Consider the following 20,561-nt stretch of genomic DNA (forward strand, 5'->3'; position numbering starts at 1 on the left):
CGCCCACCGGGACGCCCGAGAGCGCCGGGCCACGCTGTGGAGGCGCGGCCCAGCGTGTGGACGGTCAGCCGGACGGGACTGTCAGCCGGGAAGTGTGGCGGCCGGGCAGCACGGTCAGCCCGGCAGGGCCGGGTCCGACACCGGGCCGAGCCAGGCCCGCCAGCCGGCGCCGTTGCGCTCGTACAGCCGCCCGTCCTCCGTGGCCACCACCAGGGACCTGTCGCCGCGGCCCGCGGTGAGCGAGACCGCTCCGTCGACCGTCGGCAGCCGCGTGGCCGGCCCGCCCAGCGGCAGCAGGTGCACGCTGGGGACCGGCTCGGCCTGGGTGGTGCCCAGCACCGCGACGGTGCTCTCGTCGATCCAGGCCACGTCCACCGCGTCGGTGAGTCGCTCCCCGAACCGCACCGGCTCGGCGAGCGCGCGCGGCGTGCCGTCCGCGTCGCGCACCACGGCTGCGACGTCCAGCACCGGGGTGCCGGCCACCTCCCACACCACCACCACGCGAGCGGCCTCCCGGGAGAGGCGCAGGGCCCGCACGGTGCCGTTCTGCAGCCACGGTGCGTCGACGTCCACGAACTCGCCGCCCGGGTGCACGGCACGGAACCGCCCGTCCGCGCGCGCGGGGGTGGTCCAGGCCCACCCGTGCCGATCCACGGACGGGGCCACGAGGTCGGTGCCCTCGACCAGGACGAACGGCTGCGCGTCGCCGGCGGGCGCGGAGACGAGACGGTCGGGCCCGTCCAGGAGCACGGTGGTGGGCGCGGTCGTCTCGTAGCCCACCGCCGGGTCGTGCGGCGACAGCTGCGCCAGCTGCTCGCTCCCCGGCCGGGGGACGACCTCGCCGCCGATCACGTCGGCGAGCGTGCCGTCGCTGATCACCGTCATCGGGTTGGGCACGTAGGGGTAGACCGGCAGGTCCGGCACCGGCTCCTCGAGCTCGAACGGCGCGCCCGCCGCGGTGATCTCCACGTCGTGGACGTCCGGGTCGTGCTGGAGGGTCCGCTCCATCTGGGCATACAGCAGCGACCGCGCCTCGGCCTCCGCCGCCAGGAGGTCCGCCGAGAGGTCCACGCGCGCGACGCCCTCCGCGACCTGGACCGACTCCACCGTCATCCGCGTGCCCACCGGGACCGTCGTTCGCACGCCCGGGGCCAGCCACGACGAGGGCCCCTCGAGCAGCGCCCGCACCAGCGACGTCGCAAGGTTCTCCTGGGGGAACCAGCGCACCTCGGGGACGAGGGCGCTGAGGTCGGGGGTCAGGAAGTACACCGAGCTCTGGTTGTAGACGGACTGGAAGTTGGCCGCCGGGAGAAGCACGCCGTCGTCGAGCTCGATGATGCGCCACTCGCCCTCGCCGTCGCGGGCCAGGGTGAAGTCCGCCTGGATCGTCGTCCCGGGGGCGGCCTCGCTGTAGCGGCCCGCGGAGTCCAGGGACGCCTCCGCGGTGACGCTGAGCCTGACCCCGCCGTCGCCGGCACGGCTGTACTGCGGGGCCGGCGCGTCGGAGTAGATGCGGACCTGCTCCAGCGGCTGCCAGGTGCCGACCGCGGGGCCGGCGAGGAACTCGCGGGCGACGACGAAGCCGTCGGAGTATCCGGCCCAGGACGCGGTGAGGAACCCGTCGACGATCTCCTCCGGGGAGGCCCCCGGCTGCGGGCCGCTCGCGAAGAACCCGATGCCCTGGGGGGCGGGGAGGTCGGGGTCCGAGGCGGTGACCGGGCCGGAGCGGGGCAGGGCGGCGCAGCCGGCGAGGGCGAGCGCGAGGACCAGCAGCGCGAGCACGGCGCGGGGCAGGCGAGCGGCGGCGGTGGTCATCGGGCGTCCTCCGTCAGCCTCGGCAGGGCCGCCGGGCCGCCGGAGCCGGTGAGCTCGTGCGTCGTCGTGACGGAGCGGTCCTCCAGCTCGGGGGAGATCGGGACGGGTGACCGACCGGCCACCGCCCCGGCCCGCCGCGGCAGCGCGAGGAGGAACGCGGCACCGACCCCGGGGCGCCCCCAGGCCTGCAGGGTGCCGCCGTGCAACCGGGCGTCCTCCATGGAGATCGCCAGGCCGAGGCCGGTCCCGCCGGTGGTGCGGGCGCGAGCCGGGTCGGCGCGCCAGAACCTGTCGAACACGTGCTCCGCGGCCTCCTCGTCCATGCCGACGCCGTGGTCGAGCACCCGCACGGCGACGGTGGAGGCGTTCATCCCGATGGTGATGTCGATGGGCCGGCCCTCGCCGTGCTCGATCGCGTTGGAGAGGAGGTTACGCAGTACGCGCTCCACCCGCCGCGGGTCGACGTCGGCGGTGCACGGCCGGTCCGGCGCGTGCACCCGCACCTCGGAGCCCTTGGCGTCGGCGAGGATCGCGTTGATCTCGACCACGCGCGTGACCAGGTCGCGCACGTCCCGCTCCTCGACGTCGAGGACGGCGGCGCCGGCGTCGAAGCGGGAGATCTCCAGCAGGTCGGCGAGCATGGACTCGAACCGGTCGAGCTGGGCGTGCAGCAGCTCGGCGGAGCGCCGGACCGCGGGGTCGAAGGAGTCCTTGGCGTCGTGGATCAGCTCGCCCGCCATGCGGATCGTGGTCAGCGGCGTGCGCAGCTCGTGGGAGACGTCGGAGACGAAGCGCTGCTGCAGCCGCGAGAGCTCTTCCATCCGCTCGATCTGGCGCTGCAGCGAGGCGGCCATCTCGTTGAAGGACTGCCCGAGCAGGGCCAGCTCGTCGCGCCCGCGCACGTCCATGCGTTCGTCGAGCATGCCGTCGGCCAGCTTCTCCGCCGTGAACGCGGCCTGCTTGACCGGCCGCAGCACCCAGCGGGTGATCACCCACGTCATGCCGCCGAGGAGCACCACGAGGGCGACGGCGCCGACCGCAAGCACCCGCAGCACCAGGGAGATCGTCTCCTCCTCCGGGCCGAGCGTGTAGACGAGGTACATCTCGTACGCGCCGGCCGCGGGGAGGGTGACCGGGGAGCCGACGACGATGCCGGGGGCGTCCCCGGTCTGGCCGGGCAGCCTGACCGGCTGCCAGTGCTGGCCGCCGTCCGCGGCGACGGCGGCCCGCATCTCGGGGCTGACCAGCGCCCGCAGGTCGATGCCGGTGTTCGTGCCCGGGTCGGCGATGGTCACCGCGGAGGTCTCGCCGGGGGAACGGATCAGCAGGGCGCCCACGGCGCCCGAGCCGGCCGTGTCCACGGAGCGGATCCAGCCGTTCGCCACCGACTGCACCTGCTGGCTGGTGGTCGCCGTCGCGGAGTCGAAGGTCTCCTGGGCGTCCTGACGGCGCAGGGCCGCCTCCTCCAGCATCTGCCCGACGCGCTCGTCGTAGAGGCCGTCGCGGATCTGCAGCGTGAGCACCCCACCGATGACCGCGAGCGCGAGAAGCCCGCCGACCACCGTGCTGGCGACGACGCGGACCGTCAGGGACGAGCGCCACCGGCGGAGCAGCTGAAGGAACTTGCGGCGCAGACGGATCCGCAGCCGCACGCGCGAACGGGGCCGGTACGTCGTCGCCGGCCCCGCGGGGTGCGGCACGGACCCGGCCCCCGGTCCCCCGACGGCCGGCGGCCGACCTCCGACGTCGGCGCTCACCCCTGAGGTGCCCCCGCCCGGTAACCCACGCCACGGACGGTCACGACGACCTCGGGGTGCTCGGGGTCCCGCTCGACCTTGGCGCGCAGACGCTGGACGTGGACGTTGACGAGCCGGGTGTCGGCGGCGTGCCGGTAGCCCCACACCTGCTCGAGCAGCACCTCACGGGTGAACACCTGCCACGGCTTGCGCGCGAGCGCGACGATCAGGTCGAACTCGAGCGGCGTGAGGGCGATGACCTGGCCGTCGCGGGAGACCTCGTGGCCGGCGACGTCGATCTCGAGGTCCCCGATGCGCAGGCGCTCCGGCTCGGTGTCCTCCTGGCGGCGCAGGCGCGCGCGCACCCGGGCGACGAGCTCCTTGGGCTTGAACGGCTTGGCGATGTAGTCGTCGGCCCCCGCCTCGAGCCCGGCGACGACGTCGATCGTGTCGGACTTGGCCGTCAGCATGACGATGGGGACGTCGGACTCGGAGCGGATCATGCGGCAGATCTGGATGCCGTCCAGGCCGGGGAGCATCAGGTCGAGGAGGACGAGGTCGGGCTGCTCGGCACGGAACATCTCCGGCGCCAGCGCGCCGTCGGCGCAGAAGACCGTGTCGAAGCCCTCGGCCTCGAGCACGATGCCGATCATCTCGGCCAGGGCGGTGTCGTCGTCGACCACGAGGAGTCGGGCAGTCATGCCCCTATGTTCCCACCCCCGCGACCAGGAACTGCACAGGCGTGCCGCATCCTGGCCGCGCGCGCACGCGGTCGTGCGACGATGTGCCCGGTTGCAACCACCGGGGGTGGGGCGAGGGTCCCGCAGAGAGGCAGTCCATGTCGAGCGACGAGGGCCGGCAGCCGCGGCCGGACGAGGCCGCCGCTCCCGCCGGAGCGGGACAGCCCGACCCGTGGGGCGACGGTCGGTACGCCGCACCCCCCGGCGGCGACCAGTCAGACCAGTACAACCACTACGGCCAGTACGGCGTCCCGCCGGCCCACGGCCCCGTGCAGCACGGCGAGTACGGGCAGTACGGGCAGTACGGCGGGCACGGGCTGTACGGCCCCCCGTCGCCCCCCGCCCAGGGGCAGTACACAGGGAACGGCCAGCAGGCCCGGCCCGACGGGTGGTCCGCGGGCCAGCAGGCGCCGTGGGGCGGGCAGCCGGGCGGGTGGGGAGCCGCGCCCCCGCCGTCGGCCCCGGTCTACGGGCAGTACGGCTCGGCCGACGCGCAGCGCGTGCCGCGCGGCTTCGGCGGCGCCGCGCAGCCCGGCATCGTCCCGCTGCGCCCGCTCAACGTGGGCGAGATCCTCGACGGCGGCTTCCGCGCCATCCGCGCCAACCCGAAGGTGATGTTCGGGCTGTCCCTGCTGGTCATGGGGGCCACGGCGGTCATCGAGGCCGTCGTCCTCGGCCTGCTGATCGGCGGGGCGCTCCCGCTGCTCGACCCGACGGCCTCGCCGGAGTCCATGGCCGCACTCGGCGCCGGCAGCGTGGTCGGTGGCCTCGCCACCGCGGTGGGCGTCTACATCGCCTCCATCGTCCTCACCGCGATCCTCATCATCTCCGTCAGCCAGTCGGTCATCGGCCGGGTGGCCACGGCCGGGGAGGTGTGGGCGAACGCGAAGGGGCAGGTCTGGCGACTGGTCGGCCTCACGCTGCTGCTCGGCGTCGGCTGGGTGGTGGTCGTCGTCGGGCTGGCCGTGGTCGCGACGCTTCTGGGCGGCGGCGCCGTCGCGGCGTTCGGCGACTCCGCACCCGTCCTGGTCGCGCTGGTGATCTTCGTGCTCGTGGTCGCCGCGCTGGTCGGCATGGCCTTCTTCGCCGTGCGTCTGACGCTGGCCGCACCGGCGCTGATGCTGGAGCGCACGGGCGTGGTCGAGTCCCTGAGACGCTCGTGGTCGCTGACGCGCGGCCACTTCTGGCGCATCTTCGGCTCGCTCGCGCTGGCCCTGATCATCATCAGCGTCATCTCCTACGCGCTGATGATCCCCGTCACCGTGGGCATGGCCTTCATCGGCGACGAGATGACCGCCATCGTGGTCACCCTGGTCGTCTCGACGGTGCTGCAGGTGCTGCTCTCCGCCCTGACGACGCCGTTCCTCGCGGCCGTCCTGGCCCTGGTGTACATCGACGTGCGGATGCGCAAGGAGGGCCTCGACGTCGAGCTCGCCCGCGCGGCGGAGGTCCGCTGAGGTGCTGCTCACGCTCGCGGTGCGCCTCGGCGTGCCGGTCGACCCCGACGCCGCGGAGGCGCAGCGCTGGGCCGAGGAGGAGCTCGCGAAGCCGATCTACTCCGACCAGCCCGGGCTGTTGGAGCGCCTCGGCGAGTGGTTGCTGAGCCTCTTCGAGGGCATCGGCCGCATCGGCGTGGTCACGCCGCCCGCGGTCGTCCCGGTCCTCGTGGTGCTCGCGTTCGTCGGCGTGCTCGTGGTCGCGCTGGTTCTCGGCGGGCGGGTGCGCCGCAGCCGGTCCGTCGAGCCGGTCGGCTCCCACGAGCTCTTCGACGACGAGCGCACGAGCGCCGACCTCGCCGCCGCCGCGGACGCCGCCGCCCGCCGGGGCGACTGGGCGACGGCGGTGCTCGAGCGGTTCCGTGCGCTCGTCCGGCGCCTGGACGAGCGGGCGGTCCTCGAGGACCGCGCGGGGCTCACCGCGCACGAGGCCGCGACGCTCGCGGCGGCCGCGCTGCCCGCGGAGGCGGACGGCCTGCGCTGGGCCGGTCGGCTCTTCGACGACGTCCGTTACGGGCACGTCCGCCCCGGCGAGGCCGAGGACGTCGCGCTGCGCGACCTGGCCGCGCGCGTGGCCGCCGCCCGCCCGGGACGGTCACCGGCCACCGCCGGCGCCGGCTGGGCGGAGCTGTCGTGAACGCCGTCGGTACGCGGAGCGCCACCGGCCCCACCGTGCCCCCCGGCGCACCGGCCGACGGGGAGACGCCGCGACGGCGCTCGTGGTGGCGGCGCCACCGGGCCGCGGTGGTCGTCACGGCCGTGTTCCTCGGTCTCGCGCTGCTCGCCGTCGTGCTCGGCGGACGCACCTCGGAGCGCCCGCTGGCGCCCGACAACCCCGAGCCCGGTGGTGCCCGCGCCGCCGCCGAGATCCTCCGCGGCCAGGGCGTACGGGTGCACGAGGCGTCCACCCTGGCGCAGGTCGGCGGCCTCGCCGGCCCGGGCACGACGGTCCTGGTCACCGACGTCCGGCTGCTCAGCCCCGAGCAGCGCTCCGAGCTCGTGGGGACCGGCGCGGACCTCGTTCTCGCCGGCAGCCCGTTCACGGACCTGGCGGGGCTCGGCGTGCCTCTGGTGCCCGGCGGCGCGGGCTCGCCGGACCCGGTCCTGGCGCGGTGCGACGACCCGGACGCACGGGCGGCGTCGCGGATCTCCTCCTCCTCCGGCTCGGTCACGGCTGAGGCGGGGGCGGCCGGCGTCGTCGTCTGCTTCCCCGTGGACGCCGACGGTGCGGGCGCCTACGCCGTGTGGTCCGACGGCGGACGGACGGTGCGCTACCTCGCCGACCCGCAGCTGATGACGAACCGGCTCCTCGCCGAGCACGGGAACGCCGCCCTGGTGCTGCGCATGCTCGGCCACCACGAGGACCTCGTCTGGTACGTGCCGTCCCTGCTCGACACCTCCGGCAGCGTCGAGGACACGGTCCCGACCCTGCCCGCCGGCGCCACGATGACGCTGTGGACGCTGCTGGCCGCCGCCGTCGTCCTGGCCGTGGGGCAGGCGCGCGGGCTCGGCCGGGTGGTCACCGAGATCATGCCCGTCGTGGTCCGCTCGGCGGAGACCACGCGCGGCCGGGGCCGGCTGTACCGGCGCTCCGGCGCCCACGACCACGCCGCCGCAGCCCTGCGCGCGGGGGCGGCGAGCCGGATGGCCCGCGCCCTCGGTGTGCCCCGCTCGGCCGACGCCGCCACCCTGACCGACGCCGTCGCCCGGGCCACCGGGTGGGAGCCCCGGGAGGTCTCCGACCTCCTCTACGGCCCGCCGCCCGCCGACGACGGCGCCCTGCTCGCCCTGTCCACCATGCTCGACGCCCTGGAAAGCGAGGTTCACCGATCGTGACCCACCCCCCGTACGGCCAGCAGCCGTCCGCCACGCCGGACCAGGAGCGCTTCGCGCCGCGCCCGCCGGCCGCGGCCCCGCACGACGGCCGCGCGCCGGAGGGCCACACCTCGCAGGGCGGCTACGCCGCGCCCGACGGCGGCCCGCAGCCGGCCGGCGCCCCGGGTGGTGCCGTGCCCGCCCACGACGTACCGGCGGGCGGGCACGCGGGAGGCCCGGGGCCGCGCCACGCGCCCGCGCCGGCCGACTCGGCCGCGCGCCGTCGCCTCGGGGCGCTCCGCCCGGAGGTGGGCAAGGCCGTCGTCGGACAGGACGCGGCCGTGACGGGGCTGGTCATCGCGCTGCTGTGCGGCGGCCACGTGCTGCTCGAGGGCGTGCCCGGCGTGGCGAAGACGCTCCTGGTCCGCACGCTCGCGGCCTCGCTGGCCATGGGGACCAAGCGCGTGCAGTTCACCCCGGACCTCATGCCCGGCGACGTGACCGGCTCCCTCGTGTACGACGCCCGCACGGCCGAGTTCTCCTTCCGTGAGGGACCGGTCTTCACCAACCTGCTGCTCGCCGACGAGATCAACCGCACCCCGCCCAAGACGCAGGCCTCCCTGCTGGAGGCCATGGAGGAGCGGCAGGTCTCCGTCGACGGCGTGCCGCGCCCGCTGCCGGACCCGTTCATGGTGGTCGCGACCCAGAACCCCGTCGAGTACGAGGGCACCTACCCCCTGCCCGAGGCGCAGCTCGACCGGTTCCTGCTCAAGCTGATCCTGCCGCTGCCGGAGCGCCGCGACGAGATCGAGGTTCTGCACCGGCACGCGCACGACTTCAACCCCCGCGACCTGGCGTCCGCGGGGGTCGCTGCGGTGGCCGGGCCGCAGGACGTGGCCGCCGCGCGCGCCGAGGTCGCCACGGTCGAGGTGGCGCCCGAGGTGCTCGGCTACATCGTGGACCTGGTGCGCGCCACCCGGACCTCGCCGTCGCTCTCCCTCGGCGTCTCGCCGCGCGGGGCGACGGCGCTGCTCGCCACCTCCCGGGCGTGGGCCTGGCTCTCGGGCCGGGCCTACGTCACCCCCGACGACGTCAAGGCCCTCGCCCACCCGACCCTGCGCCACCGGGTCCAGCTGCGGGCCGAGGCCGAGCTGGAGGGCGTGACGGCCGAGACCGTGCTGGACGGGGTGCTCGGCTCGGTGCCGGTCCCGCGCTGATGATCCCCACCACCCGTGCGGCGCTGCTGACCGCGGCCGGCGTCCTGCCCGTGCTCCTGTGGCCGCGCCCGCTCACGCTGTGGCTCTGGGTGGGCCTGGTGGTGCTGGCGTGCGTGCTCGACACCCTCCTGGCGGCCTCGCCCAGGCGGGTCGAGGTGATCCGGACCGTGCCGGCGTCGGTACGGCTGGGCGAGCCGTCGTCGTCCACGCTCACCGTGACCAATCCCGGGCCACGGACCCTGCGGGCGCTCGTCCGCGACGCGTGGGCGCCGTCGGCCGGGGCGGACCGCAACCGGCACCGGGTGACGGTGCCGGCCGGGGAACGGCGCCGGCTGCGCACGGCGCTGCTGCCCGTGCGCCGCGGGGACCGGCCGGCCGACCTCGTCACGGTGCGGTCCTTCGGGCCGCTGGGGATGGCCGCGCGCCAGGCGTCCCTGCCCGCCCCGGCGACGCTGCGGGTGCTGCCAGCGTTCTCCTCGCGCCGCCACCTGCCCTCCCGCCTGGCCCGCCTGCGGGAGCTGGACGGGCGCGCCGCCGTGCTGGTGCGCGGGCAGGGCACGGAGTTCGACTCCCTGCGCGAGTACGTCATCGGCGACGACGTCCGTGCCATCGACTGGCGCGCCACGGCGCGGCGCGGGGACGTCGTCGTGCGTACCTGGCGCCCCGAGCGTGACCGGCGGGTCCTCGTCGTGCTCGACACCGCCCGGCTCTCCGCCGCCCGGCTGGGCGACGCCCCGCGCCTGGACGCCCAGATCGAGGCGGCGCTGCTGCTGGCGGCGCTCGCCTCCCGGGCCGGGGACCGGGTGGACCTCGTGGCGGTGGACACCCAGGTGCGGGCGCGGGTGAGCGGCGAGCACGGGTCGAGGCTGATGAGCGCGCTGGCCCAGGCGATGGCGCCGCTGGAGCCGTCCCTGGTCGAGATCAGTTGGACGACGGTGACGCAGGTGGTGCGGGACGCCCTGTCGCAGCGCGGACTCGTGGTGCTGCTCAGCGCGCTGGAGCCCTCTGCGGTGACGTCCGGGCTGCTGCCTGTGGCGCAGGCGCTCACCGCCGACCACACGGTGGTCCTGGCCTCCGCGTCCGACCCGGAGGTCGCCGCCCTGCGCGCCGACCGCTCCAGCGCGGACGCCGTCTACGACGCGGCGGCCGCCGAGCGCGGCGAGCTGGAGCGCGACGCCGTCGCCCTGCGGCTGCGGCGCCGCGGGGTCGAGGTGGTCGAGGCGGCGCCGGACGACCTCGCGCCCGCGCTGGCCGACACCTACCTCGCGCTCAAGGCTGCGGGCCGCCTCTAGGCCGGCAGCCGCTGGGCCGGCCTAGGCCGGCCCGGCGCGGGTGGCGGCCGGGGACGGGCTCACGACATCTCCAGCAGCACCTGGAGCGCCTCGCCGCCGGCGGTGTCGAGCATCGCGAAGGCCTCCGCCGCCCGCTCCAGCGGGTAGCGGTGGGAGATGAGCGAGAGCACCTCCGGCTCGCCCGCCAGGAGGTGGTCGACGACGGTGCGCTGGAGGCGGGCGACGTCCCAGCGGGCCCGGAGCATCGAGGGCACCGACCCGATCTGCGAGGCGATGATCTGGACCCGGTTGTGATGGAACTCCTCCCCCAGGCGCAGCGCCCCCTCGCCCTGGTAGAACCCCGCCGCCACCACGACGCCGTCGGGCCCGACGAGCCGCGTCGCGGACTGCAGGCCCGCATAGGTCCCCGACATCTCGACGGCGGCGTCGATGCCCGCGGACCGGGTGATCCTCCGCAGCTCCACGGGCAGCTCCGGGCCGGGCGCGAGCACGTGGTGGGCGCCCATCCGGCGGGCCACCTCCTGCCTGCGGGGGATCCCCTCGACGGCGATGACCGTCGCCCCCGACAGCACCGCGTAGCGGGTGGCGAGCAGCCCGATGACGCCCTGACCGAGGACGGCGACGACGGAGCCGAGGGAGGCGTGTGCCGCGAGGACGGCGTTGAGGGCGATGGCCCCCACCCGCACGAAGCACCCGGTCGCCGGGTCGACGTCCTCGGGCAGGCGGTGCCCCCGCAGCGCCGACGCCTCCACCACGGCCTCGGTACGGTGCCCCCACATCCCCCAGACCACGTCCCCGACCCCGACGTCGTCGGGGTGCGCGGTGCCGGCCACCGGTCCGGCCTCCACCACCCGCCCGACCTCGGAGTAGCCCCACCCGTCCACCGGGTAGCGCGCCGTCGGCCCCCGCGGCCGCTCCCGGAAGAGGCGGAGGTCCGGGTCCCAGTCGAAGGTGAGGTACGGGTTGGTGCCACGGAACGCGGTGAGCTCGGTGCCCGCGGAGACGCCGGAGGCGATCGTGCGCACCCGCACCCGGCCGGGCCCGAGCGGTGGCGGTTCCTCGGGCACCGTCTCGACCTTCCGGGGTGCGGCGAACCGCAGGACCCTGGCCATGGCGTCTCCTCGTCGAGCCACATCCGATCGCGTCAGCCGCACGATACGCACGCCGCGGCCACAGCAGGGCCGATACGCTCCGATCGTCAGGCTGGTGCTCACAGAGGAGCCGTCATGTCCTTGCGCACACGACCCGTCCTGCTCGCCGGAACGCTCGCCTCCGCCCTGGTCCTCGCCGCCTGCGGGTCCGACGGCGACGGCGGTGGTGGTGGCGGTGACGGCGCGACAGCCGGCGGCAGCATCACGGTCTGGACCATGGAGAGCCTGCCCGACCGCTTCGCGGCCCAGCAGCAGATGGCGGCCGACTTCACCGAGGCCACCGGCGTGGAGGTCGAGCTCGTCGGCATCGAGGAGGCTCAGGCGCCGCAGCTGATCCAGTCCAACGCCCTGTCCGGGGACCTCCCCGACGTGATGGCGTCGTTCCCGCTCGCCCTCGTGCACCAGATGGGCGGCCTCGACATGGTCGACACGGAGACCACCCAGGCGGTGATCGAGACCCTCGGCGAGGACACGTTCGACCCGGCAGCCCTCGAGCTGACCAGCGACGGCGAGAACCAGCTGTCCGTGCCCTCGGACGGCTGGAGCCAGATCCTCGTCTACCGCACCGACCTGTTCGAGGAGGCGGGCCTGGAGCCGCCCACCACGTACGAGGCTCTGGAGACCGCGGCGCAGACGTTGACGACCGGCGACCAGTTCGGCATCACGATCGCCACCGACGCCTCCGACGTCTTCACCCAGCAGTCCTTCGAGGCCCTGGCGCTGGGCAACGGCTGCCAGCTCGTCGAGGGCGACGAGATCACCATCGACTCCCCTGCCTGCCAGGAGACGTTCCGCCTGTACCAGGCTCTCGGCTCGGACTACTCCCCGTCCGGCACCCAGTCCGTGGACTCCACCCGGGCCTCCTACTTCGCGGGGCAGTCGGCGATGGTGATGTGGTCCACCTACATCCTCGACGAGCTCGCCGGGCTGCGCGACGACGCGCTCCCCACGTGCGACGAGTGCGCCGACGACGACGCCTGGCTCGCCGAGAACAGCGGGGTGGTGACCACGATCACCGGGCCCGACGGCGACTCCGCCGGCAGCTACGGCGAGATCGCCTCCTTCGTGGCTATCAACGGGGACAACGCCGCCGGGGCCCAGGCGTTCATCGAGTACATGATGTCGGACGCGTACGTCGACTGGCTGGCCATGGCGCCGGAGGGCAAGACCCCCATGCGCACGGGGGACGGCGAGAACGAGGCCGCCTTCTCCGAGGCCTGGGCCGGCCTGGAGACCGGCGTAGACCGGCGCGCACCGCTGGACGAGTTCTACGACGAGGAGGTCATGGGCGTGCTGACCTCCGTGGGCGAGACCATCGACCGCTGGGCGCTCAAGGAGGGCCAGGGCGAGCTGCTCGGCTCCTTCACCGCCGAGCTCCCCCTCGCCACCGCCGTCGCCGACATGACGGGCGGCGGGCTCAGCCCCGAGGAGGCCGCCGGCCAGGTCGCCGAGGCGGCGCAGCAGATGCTGCCGGATCAGTGAGCGGCGCGGCCCCCACCGCACCCAGGAGCCGCAACCGCTTCCGCGGCCAGCAGCGCGAGAACCGGGACGCCTGGATCCTCGTGAGCCCGACGGCGATCATCGTCGTCGCCGTCATCGTGGTCCCGATCCTGTGGAACGTGATCCTGGCGTTCCAGGACAAGTCGTTCACCTCGATCGCCGCCGAGGGCATCTTCGGCGGCGAGCTGACGATGGACAACTTCCTCGCCGTGGTCACCGGCGCCGGGTTCTGGCGCTCGCTCTGGACCACGGTGGTCTACTCGGTGCTGTCCACCCTGGGCTCGATCCTCGTCGGCCTCGTCGCCGCGCTGTCGTTCCGGTCCCCGTTCCGCGGCCGCGGCGCGCTGCGCTCGATGATGCTGCTGCCGTACGTCGCGCCGGTCGTCGCGGTGACCTTCGTCTGGCAGGTCATCCTGAACCCCCAGTACGGCGTGCTCAACCACTACGGCCAGCGGTTCCTCGGGTGGGACCAGGGCATCGACTTCCTCGGCCGTGCCCCGTTCGCGCTCCTCACCGTCATCGTCTTCGAGATCTGGCGCTACTTCCCGTTCGCGTTCCTCTTCCTCACCGCCCGGCTCGTCGCGCTGCCGCGCGACATCGAGGAGGCCGCGCTCGTCGACGGCGTGACGCCGTCGCAGAACTTCCGGCACATCGTGCTGCCGCAGCTGATGTCGACGATCGCGCTGCTGTCGGTGCTGCGGCTGATCATGACGTTCAACAAGTTCGACGACGTCTACCTCCTCACCGGCGGCGCCGCGGGCACCGAGGTCGCCGCGGTGCGGGTCTACAACCAGCTCATGGGCAGCTTCGACATCTCCAGCGCCGCCGCGACCGCCCTGGTGCTCGCGATCGTGCTGGCGATCTTCCTGGCCGTGTACCTGCGGCTCTCGGCACGGGCGGAGGACCGATCGTGAGACGCCTCCAGGTGGAGCAGCGCGCCTTCGCGGTGCTGCGGTGGCTGACGATCGCCGCGCTCGTCGTCGTCACGCTCTTCCCCTTCTACTACATGCTCATGATGAGCTTCGTGCCCATCCAGGAGCTGCTGCGCAACCCGGGCATGCTCTTCCCGGCGACGGCGAACCTGACCCTGGGCACCTACCAGGACGTGCTGCGCCCGCTCGACGAGGGCGGGCAGGGCTTCGCCGGGTTCATGCTCAACTCCTTCGTCGCGGCCACGGCGACGACGATCCTCACGCTCCTGATCGTCATCCCCGGCGCGTACGCCGTCTCCCGGCTGCGCTTCCGCGGGCGCCGGCAGGTCAGCGCGCTCTTCCTCGTCGTGTACCTGTTCCCGGCGATCATCATCGCGATACCGCTGTTCGTCGGGTTCTCCGCGCTCGGCATCCGGCAGTCGCTGATCGGCCTGGTGCTGGTGTACATCGCGCTGACGGTGCCGGTGTCGATCTACCTGCTGCGCTCGTACTTCGACACCATCCCCATGTCCATCGAGGAGTCCGCCCGCATCGACGGCGCGAGCCGCGTGCAGACGATGTGGCACATCACGATCCCCCTCGCCCGCCCGACCATCCTCTCCACCGCGCTGTACATCTGGATGATCGCGTGGAACGAGTTCCTCTTCGCCCTGCTCTTCCTGGTGGCCGAGCGGGACCTGTGGACCGTGTCCCTCGGGCTCTCGCAGCTGGCCGACGGCATCGAGGTGGCCAAGACGACCCTCATGGCCGGGTCCGTGCTCCTCACGGTGCCGGTCGTGGTCCTGTACGCCATCGCGGAGCGGGGGCTCACGGAGGGGCTGACGAGCGGCGCGGAGAAGGGGTGACGCCGTCGCGCTCGGCGTGGGGCCGCCGAGCAGTGCGACCGTGAGCCGTGGCCGTGGCCGTGGCCGACGTACGCTCGGGAGATGACCACCGACGCACCCACCTCGGCCCGGGTTGACGCCTGGCTGTGGGCGGTGCGGCTGTTCAAGAGCCGCTCGCTGGCCACGGCGGCCTGCCGGGCCGGGCACGTGCGTGTCAACGGCGAACGGGCCAAGCCCGCCACCGCGGTCGGGGTCGGCGACGAGGTCGTCGTCCGCGGCGGCGAGCGGGAGCGGGTGGTCGAGGTGCGCCGGGTCCTGGTCAAGCGTGTCGGCGCGCCCGTCGCCGCCGCCGCGATGGTCGACCGCAGCCCCGAGCCGCTGCCGCGCGAGGTGTACGCGGTCCCGCGGCGCGAACGGGGCTCCGGCCGCCCCACCAAGCGGGAGCGGCGCGAGATCGAGCGCCTCCGCGGCTACTGAGCGGGCCGCGAGCACCCGGCTGCCGACCGTACGGGGGCACCTCGTGCACCGTGACCGAACCGGTACCCACATCGCCGGACGCGCGTGCGGGCCGCGCGGAGAATCGGGTCATGGAGGGCGCAGCGGGGCGCCGTGGACCGGCGTACGGGCGGGTGCGGCCGGCGGTCGCCGCCCTCGCCGTGGCGTGCGCGCTGGCCTCCTGCGCGGGCTGGCCCGGCAGCGGGGCCCCGGAGGCCGCCACCACCGTCCCGGCCGAGGTGCGGCCGAGCGGGGCGTCGCCCACGCCCGACGGCGAACGCACCACCGGCGCGAGTCCCGCTCCGGCGGAGCCCGGCGGGCCACCGGCCCCCTCCCCCGCCGAGCCGGGAACCTCCGGGACGCCGGGACAGAGCCCGGCCCCGTCGTCGCCCAGCCCGACGGCGCCCCCGCCCGGTCCGACCTCCGCCCCGACGCCCGGCCCGACACCCGCGCCCGCCCCGACCACGCCGCCGTCGCCGCCGGCCACGAGGCCACCGACCCCTCCGCCGTCGGCCTCCACCGTCCCCGCGTCCTGGCGCGGGCAGGACGTCGAGGTGCTCCCCACGTCCGAGCCGGTCGTCGCGCTCACCTTCGACGGCGGAGCCTCCGGCACCGCGGTCGCGAAGATCCTGGACGTCCTGGCGCGCCACGACGCGCCGGCCACGTTCTTCGTGACGGGTACGTTCGCGCGCAGCTACCCGTCGGCGGTGCGCCAGATCGCTGCCGCCGGCCACCCGGTGGGCAACCACTCGGACAACCACGTGGCGTTCCCGGACCTGACGAACGAGTCGATCCGCGACCAGCTCGAGCGCGCGGAGGAGTCGATCACGGCGCTGACCGGCCGGCCGGCGAAGCCGCTGTTCCGCTTCCCCTACGGCTCGCGCACGCCGCTGGACATCCGCGTGGTCAACGACGCCGGCTACGTGCCGTTCCGGTGGACGGTGGACACGCTCGGGTGGCAGGGCACCTCCGGCGGACGCTCGGTGGCCTCGGTGCGCGAGAGGGTCCTGTCCACAGCCCGGCCGGGCCAGATCGTCCTGATGCACGTGGGGGCGCACCCCACGGACGGCTCGACCCTCGACGCGGACGCACTGCCCTCGGTCATCGAGGGGCTGCGGACGCGGGGGTACCGCTTCGTCAGCCTCGACCGCTACTTCTGACGGTCGGGCCGCTCAGAGGCGCGCCTCAGAAACCGGGCAGCGTCATCGGGTCGATCGTGGCGCCGTTCTTCCACACCTCGAAGTGCACGTGGCAGCCGGTGACGTTGCCGGTGGCACCTGTGTACCCGATGGTCTGGCCCTGCGAGACCTGCTGGCCCTGGGTCACGGCGAAGCCGGAGAGGTGGTTGTACACGGTGATGTAGGAGCTGCCGCCCACGACACCGTGGTTGATGAGCACCTGGTTGCCGTGGGTGCCGTTGCCGTACGCGCCGCGCACGCCCACCACGGTGCCGCCGGCGGAGGCGTACTGCGGGTTGCCGCAGGCCGAACGGAGGTCGACGCCGTTGTGCATGAACCAGCCGCCGGTGATCGGGTAGACCCGGTAGCCGTACGGGGAGGTCACGTACACGCTGGGCACGGGCGGGGCCAGGAAGTTGGTCGACGCGGGGGCCGGGGCGGCGGGCGCCGGCGCGGGGCGGGACTGGTTGCGCGACGCGGCGGCCCGGCGCTCGGCCTCGGCGCGGGCCGCTGCCTCGCGCCTCTTGCGCTCCTCCTCCTTGCGGCGGTTCTCCTCGTCGATCCGGGCGATCTCCCGCGCCAGCTCCGCGCTGTCGGCCTCGAGGTCGGCGAGCTGCCCCGCGTACTGCTTCTTCTGGTCCTCGAGCTGCTGGGACAGGGCCGTCATGTCGGCCTGGATCTTCTCGATCTCGGCCTTGTGCTCGGCGGCCGCGGCGCGGGCCTCGTCCGCCGCGACGACGGCGGCGTCCGCCTCCTCCTTGAGCTCCCCGATGCGCGCGGTCACCGCGGTCTGCCGCTCCCGCTGGTTGCGGGCGACGGCGGAGGCGGTCTCGAGGTCGTCGAGCACCTGGGTCTGGGAGCGCACGGCCGAGCCCATCACGGCGTAGCTCTGGAGGAAGTCGTCGGTGGAGGAGGAGTCGAGCACCACCTCCAGGGTGGTGACCGCGTTGTCGCCGCGGTAGGTGCTGCGGGCGAGCTCTCCCATGGCGGCTCGGGTCGAGTCGATCTCCTCCGCCCCGGCGGCGAGGTCGGCCTCGAGGGCGGCGGACTCGGCCTCGGCGAGGTCGAGGCGGCCGGCGACCTGCTCCTGCTTGCGCTCCGCCGCGGCCAGCGCCTTCTCGGCGGCGGCGAGCTTCTCCTGGGCCACGGGCAGCTTGGCCTTGGCGTCCTCGAGCTTGAGGTAGGTCGCGGCGAGATCGGCGTCGACGCCCTCGAGGGACGACTCGACCTTCTCGCGCTCGGCCTCGTTACGCTCCTGCTCCCGCACCAGGTCGTCGCGGGAGTCCGCGTGCGCCACCGCACCGACGGCGCCGAGGCTCAGCGCCACCAGCGCGGCGGCGACGACGGCGCCGAGCGCCCGCACCGGACGGCGGGCGGCGCGGGGAGCCGGGGCGGGGGAAGGACGGCGCACGGGGTTCACCTCAGACCTTTGTGTATCGACCGAGCGTAACGATCGAGCTGATGCCTGCGAGGAGGATTGCGGCAAGAACGAGGAAGGGCGCGACCGTAAGTACGTCACCGGTGTCGACGAACTGCACCCACGGCGTGGAGCCGGCGAGCCAGTCCTCCACGAGGTAGCGCACGCCGAGGAACAGCCCGCCGACCGAGAGGATGGCGCCGATCAGGGCGGCGATCGCGCCCTCGAGCATGAACGGGAGCTGGATGAAGAGGTTCGAGGCACCGACGAGCCGCATGATGCCCGTCTCGCGGCGGCGGGACATCGCGGAGAGACGGATCGTCGTCGTGATGAGCAGGACGGCGGTGACGATCATGACGCCGGCGAGCCCCACCGAGAGCAGGGTGGTGCGGTTGAGGATCAGGAACAGCGGCTCGAGCTGCTCCCGCTGGTCCACCACCACCTCGACGCCAGGACGGCCCTCGAGCTCGTCGGCGACGATCTGGTACTGCTCGGGGTCGACGAGCTTGACCCGGTAGGAGACCTGCATCTGCTCCACGGTCAGGGACTGCGCCCACACCGTGTCCGCCATCTGCTCCTGGAACGCCTCGAAGGCGTGCTCCTTGGACTCGACGTAGACCTCGTCGACGTAGGGGGCCATGCTCTCGGACCCGAGCAGGTCCCCGATGGCGTCGACCTGCTCCTGGGTGGCCTCGCCGCCCGCGCAGGCCGGGGTCGCGGAGCTGGCCGGGCACATGAAGGCGGAGACCTCGACCTTGTCGTACCAGTCGTTCTTGAGGTTGCCGACCTGGATCTGGAGGAGCGCGGCCGCGCCGACGAAGGTGAGCGAGACGAAGGTGACGAGGATGACCGAGATGGTCATCGCCAGGTTCCGCGAGAGGCCCTGGAAGGTCTGGGACAGGACGAACCGAAGTCGCACGGGTCCGCCCTACCTGCTCGCGCCGTAGACGCCGCGGGACTGGTCGCGCACCATGACGCCGCCCGAGAGCTCGACCACGCGCTTGCGCATCTGGTCGACGATCTCGTCGTCGTGGGTCGCCATGACGATCGTGGTGCCGGTGCGGTTGATGCGGTCGAGCAGGCGCATGATTCCGATCGAGGTGGTGGGGTCGAGGTTCCCGGTGGGCTCGTCCGCGAGGAGGACGGCGGGCCGGTTGACCATCGCGCGGGCGATCGCGACGCGCTGCTGCTCGCCGCCGGAGAGCTCGTGGGGAAGGCGCTTCTCCTTGCCGTCGAGGCCGACCAGCTCGAGCACCTCCGGAACGGCGGTGAGAATGTGGTGCCGGGGCTTGCCGATGACCTGTGGCGCGATCGCGACGTTCTCGAAGACGGTCTTGTTGCTCAGCAGCCGGAAGTCCTGGAAGACCGTGCCGATCTGGCGGCGCAGGTGCGGGACCTTCCAGCGCGAGACCTGCGAGAGCTCCTTGCCGAGGGCGTAGATCTGCCCGGACGTCGGCCGCTCCTGGCGCAGGACGAGGTTGAGGAAGGTGGACTTGCCGGAGCCGGAGGCGCCGACGAGGAAGACGAACTCGCCGCGCTCGATCTCCAGGCTGACCTGGTCCAGCGCGGGGCGTGCGCCCCGGGCGTAGACCTTGGAGACGTTCTCGAATCTGATCACAGGTAGGTAGCGGCCAGTCTCGACAGTGGGGGCGGTACAACCACTGGCCTCCTGGCAGGGTAGGCACGCGGGTGCCGCGACCCGGCGCAGACACGCCGCACCGCCCGCACCTACGTCCGGTTGCCGTCGCATATTCCGACGGCGTGGCCGGGCCCCCGTCAGGCGGGGACGCTCTCCTGCTCCTTGCGCCAGCGGATCCCGGCGTCGATGAAGTCGTCGATCTCGCCGTCGAACACCGCGGAGGGGTTCCCGGACTCGTGCTCGGTGCGCAGGTCCTTGACCATCTGGTACGGCTGGAGCACGTAGGAGCGCATCTGGTCGCCCCACGACGCCTTGACGTCCCCGGCGAGCGCCTTCTTCGCGGCGTTCTCCTCCTCCTGCCGGACCAGCAGCAGGCGGGACTGCAGCACCCGCAGCGCGGCGGCCCGGTTCTGGATCTGGGACTTCTCGTTCTGCATGGAGACGACGATCCCGGTAGGGATGTGCGTCATGCGGACCGCGGAGTCGGTGGTGTTGACGGACTGCCCGCCGGGGCCGGAGGAGCGGAAGACGTCGACCTTGATCTCGTTCTCCGGGATCTCGATGCTGTCGGTCTGCTCGATGAGCGGGATGACCTCGACGGCGGCGAAGGACGTCTGGCGGCGGCCCTGGTTGTCGAACGGGGAGATCCGGACCAGGCGGTGCGTGCCGGCCTCGACCGACAGCGTGCCGAAGGCGTAGGGGGCCTTGACCTCGAAGGTGACCGACTTCAGGCCGGCCTCCTCGGCGTAGGAGGTGTCGAGCACCTGGGTCGGGTAGCCGTGCCGCTCGGCCCAGCGCAGGTACATCCGCAGCAGCATCTCGGCGAAGTCGGCGGCGTCGACGCCGCCGGCGCCGGCGCGGATGGTGACCACCGCCTCGCGGGAGTCGTACTCGCCGGCGAGCAGCGTGCGGACCTCGAGCTCGCCGAGGTCCTTGCGGATGGCGTTGAGCTCGGCCTCGGCATCGACGAGGAAGGCGTCGGCGTCGGCCCCTTCCTCCTCCTGGCCCAGCTCGACCAGGGCGGCGAGGTCCTCGATGCGCTCGCCCATCCTCTCCACCCGGCCGAGCTCGGCCTGGGCGTGGGAGAGCCGGGAGGTGACCACCTGGGCCGCGTCGGGGTCGTCCCACAGGTCGGGGGCGGACGCCTTCTCCGACAGCTCGGCGATCCGGCCGCGCAGGGCGTCCGGGTCCGTCACCGCACGGATGGACTCGAACGTCGCGCGCAGGTGCTGGATCTCGCTGGAGAAGTCGGTGGCCACGAATGGCAAGGTTACGCGATCGCCCGGCGGCGCGTGCGGCTGCCCGTCCGTCGCG

General features: G+C 73.8%; 18 protein-coding genes. 10 read left to right on the forward strand and 8 right to left on the reverse strand.

The features are described from left to right. Window positions 1-114: 114 nt before the first annotated feature. The 3 genes from KZX45_RS16090 to mtrA form a co-directional block, all read right to left on the reverse strand. The gene (locus tag KZX45_RS16090; RefSeq protein ID WP_248258771.1) at window positions 115-1,815 is read right to left on the reverse strand and encodes an LpqB family beta-propeller domain-containing protein; all 1,701 of its coding nucleotides are present in this window, start codon (window positions 1,813-1,815) and stop codon (window positions 115-117) included. Further along, window positions 1,812-3,467, reverse strand: coding sequence for an MtrAB system histidine kinase MtrB (mtrB, locus tag KZX45_RS16095; RefSeq protein WP_248258772.1), 1,656 nt, complete (start codon window positions 3,465-3,467; stop codon window positions 1,812-1,814). The genes KZX45_RS16090 and mtrB overlap by 4 nt, the downstream gene beginning before the upstream one ends. A 101-nt stretch (window positions 3,468-3,568) precedes the next feature. Next, window positions 3,569-4,252: an MtrAB system response regulator MtrA gene (mtrA, locus tag KZX45_RS16100; RefSeq protein WP_248258773.1), complete on the reverse strand. Its 684-nt coding sequence runs from the start codon at window positions 4,250-4,252 to the stop codon at window positions 3,569-3,571. 137 nt (window positions 4,253-4,389) lie between these two features. Here mtrA and KZX45_RS16105 point away from each other — a divergent pair, with 137 nt between their 5' ends. The 5 genes from KZX45_RS16105 to KZX45_RS16125 are packed head-to-tail and all read left to right on the forward strand — an operon-like array spanning window position 4,390 to window position 10,111. Continuing rightward, entirely contained in the window at window positions 4,390-5,748 is a 1,359-nt protein-coding gene (locus tag KZX45_RS16105) for a glycerophosphoryl diester phosphodiesterase membrane domain-containing protein (RefSeq protein ID WP_248258774.1), read from the forward strand. Window position 5,749: 1 nt separating this feature from the next. Beyond that, window positions 5,750-6,424, forward strand: a complete 675-nt coding sequence (locus KZX45_RS16110; RefSeq protein WP_248258775.1) for a DUF4129 domain-containing protein — start codon at window positions 5,750-5,752, stop codon at window positions 6,422-6,424. Beyond that, window positions 6,421-7,623 carry a DUF4350 domain-containing protein gene (locus KZX45_RS16115; protein WP_248258776.1) on the forward strand — a complete coding sequence of 401 codons (1,203 nt, stop codon included), beginning with the start codon at window positions 6,421-6,423 and terminating at the stop codon, window positions 7,621-7,623. The genes KZX45_RS16110 and KZX45_RS16115 overlap by 4 nt, the downstream gene beginning before the upstream one ends. Further along, window positions 7,620-8,819: an AAA family ATPase gene (locus tag KZX45_RS16120; RefSeq protein WP_374112603.1), complete on the forward strand. Its 1,200-nt coding sequence runs from the start codon at window positions 7,620-7,622 to the stop codon at window positions 8,817-8,819. Before KZX45_RS16115 ends, KZX45_RS16120 begins: the two co-directional genes overlap by 4 nt. Next, window positions 8,819-10,111: a DUF58 domain-containing protein gene (locus KZX45_RS16125; protein WP_248258777.1), complete on the forward strand. Its 1,293-nt coding sequence runs from the start codon at window positions 8,819-8,821 to the stop codon at window positions 10,109-10,111. Before KZX45_RS16120 ends, KZX45_RS16125 begins: the two co-directional genes overlap by 1 nt. Before the next feature lie 59 nt (window positions 10,112-10,170). Here KZX45_RS16125 and KZX45_RS16130 read toward each other — a convergent pair whose 3' ends face one another. Continuing rightward, window positions 10,171-11,223: a zinc-binding alcohol dehydrogenase gene (locus KZX45_RS16130; protein ID WP_248258778.1), complete on the reverse strand. Its 1,053-nt coding sequence runs from the start codon at window positions 11,221-11,223 to the stop codon at window positions 10,171-10,173. Between the two features lie 114 nt (window positions 11,224-11,337). Here KZX45_RS16130 and KZX45_RS16135 point away from each other — a divergent pair, with 114 nt between their 5' ends. The 5 genes from KZX45_RS16135 to KZX45_RS16155 all read left to right on the forward strand — a co-directional run bounded on the left by KZX45_RS16135 (window position 11,338) and on the right by KZX45_RS16155 (window position 16,173). Then, on the forward strand, window positions 11,338-12,744 hold the full coding sequence (locus KZX45_RS16135) for an ABC transporter substrate-binding protein (RefSeq protein ID WP_248258779.1): 1,407 nt from the start codon (window positions 11,338-11,340) through the stop codon (window positions 12,742-12,744). Further along, the gene (locus KZX45_RS16140; protein WP_248258780.1) at window positions 12,741-13,676 is read left to right on the forward strand and encodes a carbohydrate ABC transporter permease; all 936 of its coding nucleotides are present in this window, start codon (window positions 12,741-12,743) and stop codon (window positions 13,674-13,676) included. Before KZX45_RS16135 ends, KZX45_RS16140 begins: the two co-directional genes overlap by 4 nt. Further along, entirely contained in the window at window positions 13,673-14,539 is an 867-nt protein-coding gene (locus KZX45_RS16145) for a carbohydrate ABC transporter permease (protein ID WP_248258781.1), read from the forward strand. The genes KZX45_RS16140 and KZX45_RS16145 overlap by 4 nt, the downstream gene beginning before the upstream one ends. A gap of 81 nt (window positions 14,540-14,620) precedes the next feature. Next, window positions 14,621-14,995, forward strand: coding sequence for an RNA-binding S4 domain-containing protein (locus KZX45_RS16150; protein ID WP_248258782.1), 375 nt, complete (start codon window positions 14,621-14,623; stop codon window positions 14,993-14,995). Between the two features lie 110 nt (window positions 14,996-15,105). Further along, on the forward strand, window positions 15,106-16,173 hold the full coding sequence (locus KZX45_RS16155; protein WP_248258783.1) for a polysaccharide deacetylase family protein: 1,068 nt from the start codon (window positions 15,106-15,108) through the stop codon (window positions 16,171-16,173). 25 nt (window positions 16,174-16,198) lie between these two features. On the opposite strand, the gene KZX45_RS20390 is transcribed toward KZX45_RS16155, so the two are convergent. The 4 genes from KZX45_RS20390 to prfB all read right to left on the reverse strand — a co-directional run bounded on the left by KZX45_RS20390 (window position 16,199) and on the right by prfB (window position 20,506). Further along, complete coding sequence (locus KZX45_RS20390; RefSeq protein ID WP_248258784.1) at window positions 16,199-17,602, reverse strand: peptidoglycan DD-metalloendopeptidase family protein; 1,404 nt, start codon at window positions 17,600-17,602, stop codon at window positions 16,199-16,201. A gap of 10 nt (window positions 17,603-17,612) precedes the next feature. Beyond that, a complete protein-coding gene (gene ftsX, locus KZX45_RS16165; RefSeq protein ID WP_248258785.1) occupies window positions 17,613-18,527 on the reverse strand; it encodes a permease-like cell division protein FtsX in 915 nt (304 codons plus the stop codon). A 9-nt stretch (window positions 18,528-18,536) separates the two neighbouring features. Next, window positions 18,537-19,226 carry a cell division ATP-binding protein FtsE gene (gene ftsE / locus KZX45_RS16170; protein WP_248258786.1) on the reverse strand — a complete coding sequence of 230 codons (690 nt, stop codon included), beginning with the start codon at window positions 19,224-19,226 and terminating at the stop codon, window positions 18,537-18,539. 158 nt (window positions 19,227-19,384) lie between these two features. Then, entirely contained in the window at window positions 19,385-20,506 is a 1,122-nt protein-coding gene (gene prfB / locus KZX45_RS16175) for a peptide chain release factor 2 (protein ID WP_248258787.1), read from the reverse strand. Between the last annotated feature and the right edge of the window lie 55 nt (window positions 20,507-20,561).

Source organism: Georgenia sp. EYE_87, from assembly GCF_023148685.1.
GTDB lineage: Bacteria > Actinomycetota > Actinomycetes > Actinomycetales > Actinomycetaceae > Georgenia.

Bases quoted from the DNA above. Each gene is read 5' to 3' on its own strand.
- KZX45_RS16090 (WP_248258771.1), bottom strand. From the start codon at position 1,815: ATGACCACCGCCGCCGCTCGCCTGCCCCGCGCCGTGCTCGCGCTGCTG.
- mtrA (WP_248258773.1), bottom strand. From the start codon at position 4,252: ATGACTGCCCGACTCCTCGTGGTCGACGACGACACCGCCCTGGCCGAG.
- KZX45_RS16105 (WP_248258774.1), top strand. From the start codon at position 4,390: ATGTCGAGCGACGAGGGCCGGCAGCCGCGGCCGGACGAGGCCGCCGCT.
- KZX45_RS16125 (WP_248258777.1), top strand. From the start codon at position 8,819: ATGATCCCCACCACCCGTGCGGCGCTGCTGACCGCGGCCGGCGTCCTG.
- KZX45_RS16130 (WP_248258778.1), bottom strand. From the start codon at position 11,223: ATGGCCAGGGTCCTGCGGTTCGCCGCACCCCGGAAGGTCGAGACGGTG.
- KZX45_RS16135 (WP_248258779.1), top strand. From the start codon at position 11,338: ATGTCCTTGCGCACACGACCCGTCCTGCTCGCCGGAACGCTCGCCTCC.
- KZX45_RS16150 (WP_248258782.1), top strand. From the start codon at position 14,621: ATGACCACCGACGCACCCACCTCGGCCCGGGTTGACGCCTGGCTGTGG.
- KZX45_RS16155 (WP_248258783.1), top strand. From the start codon at position 15,106: ATGGAGGGCGCAGCGGGGCGCCGTGGACCGGCGTACGGGCGGGTGCGG.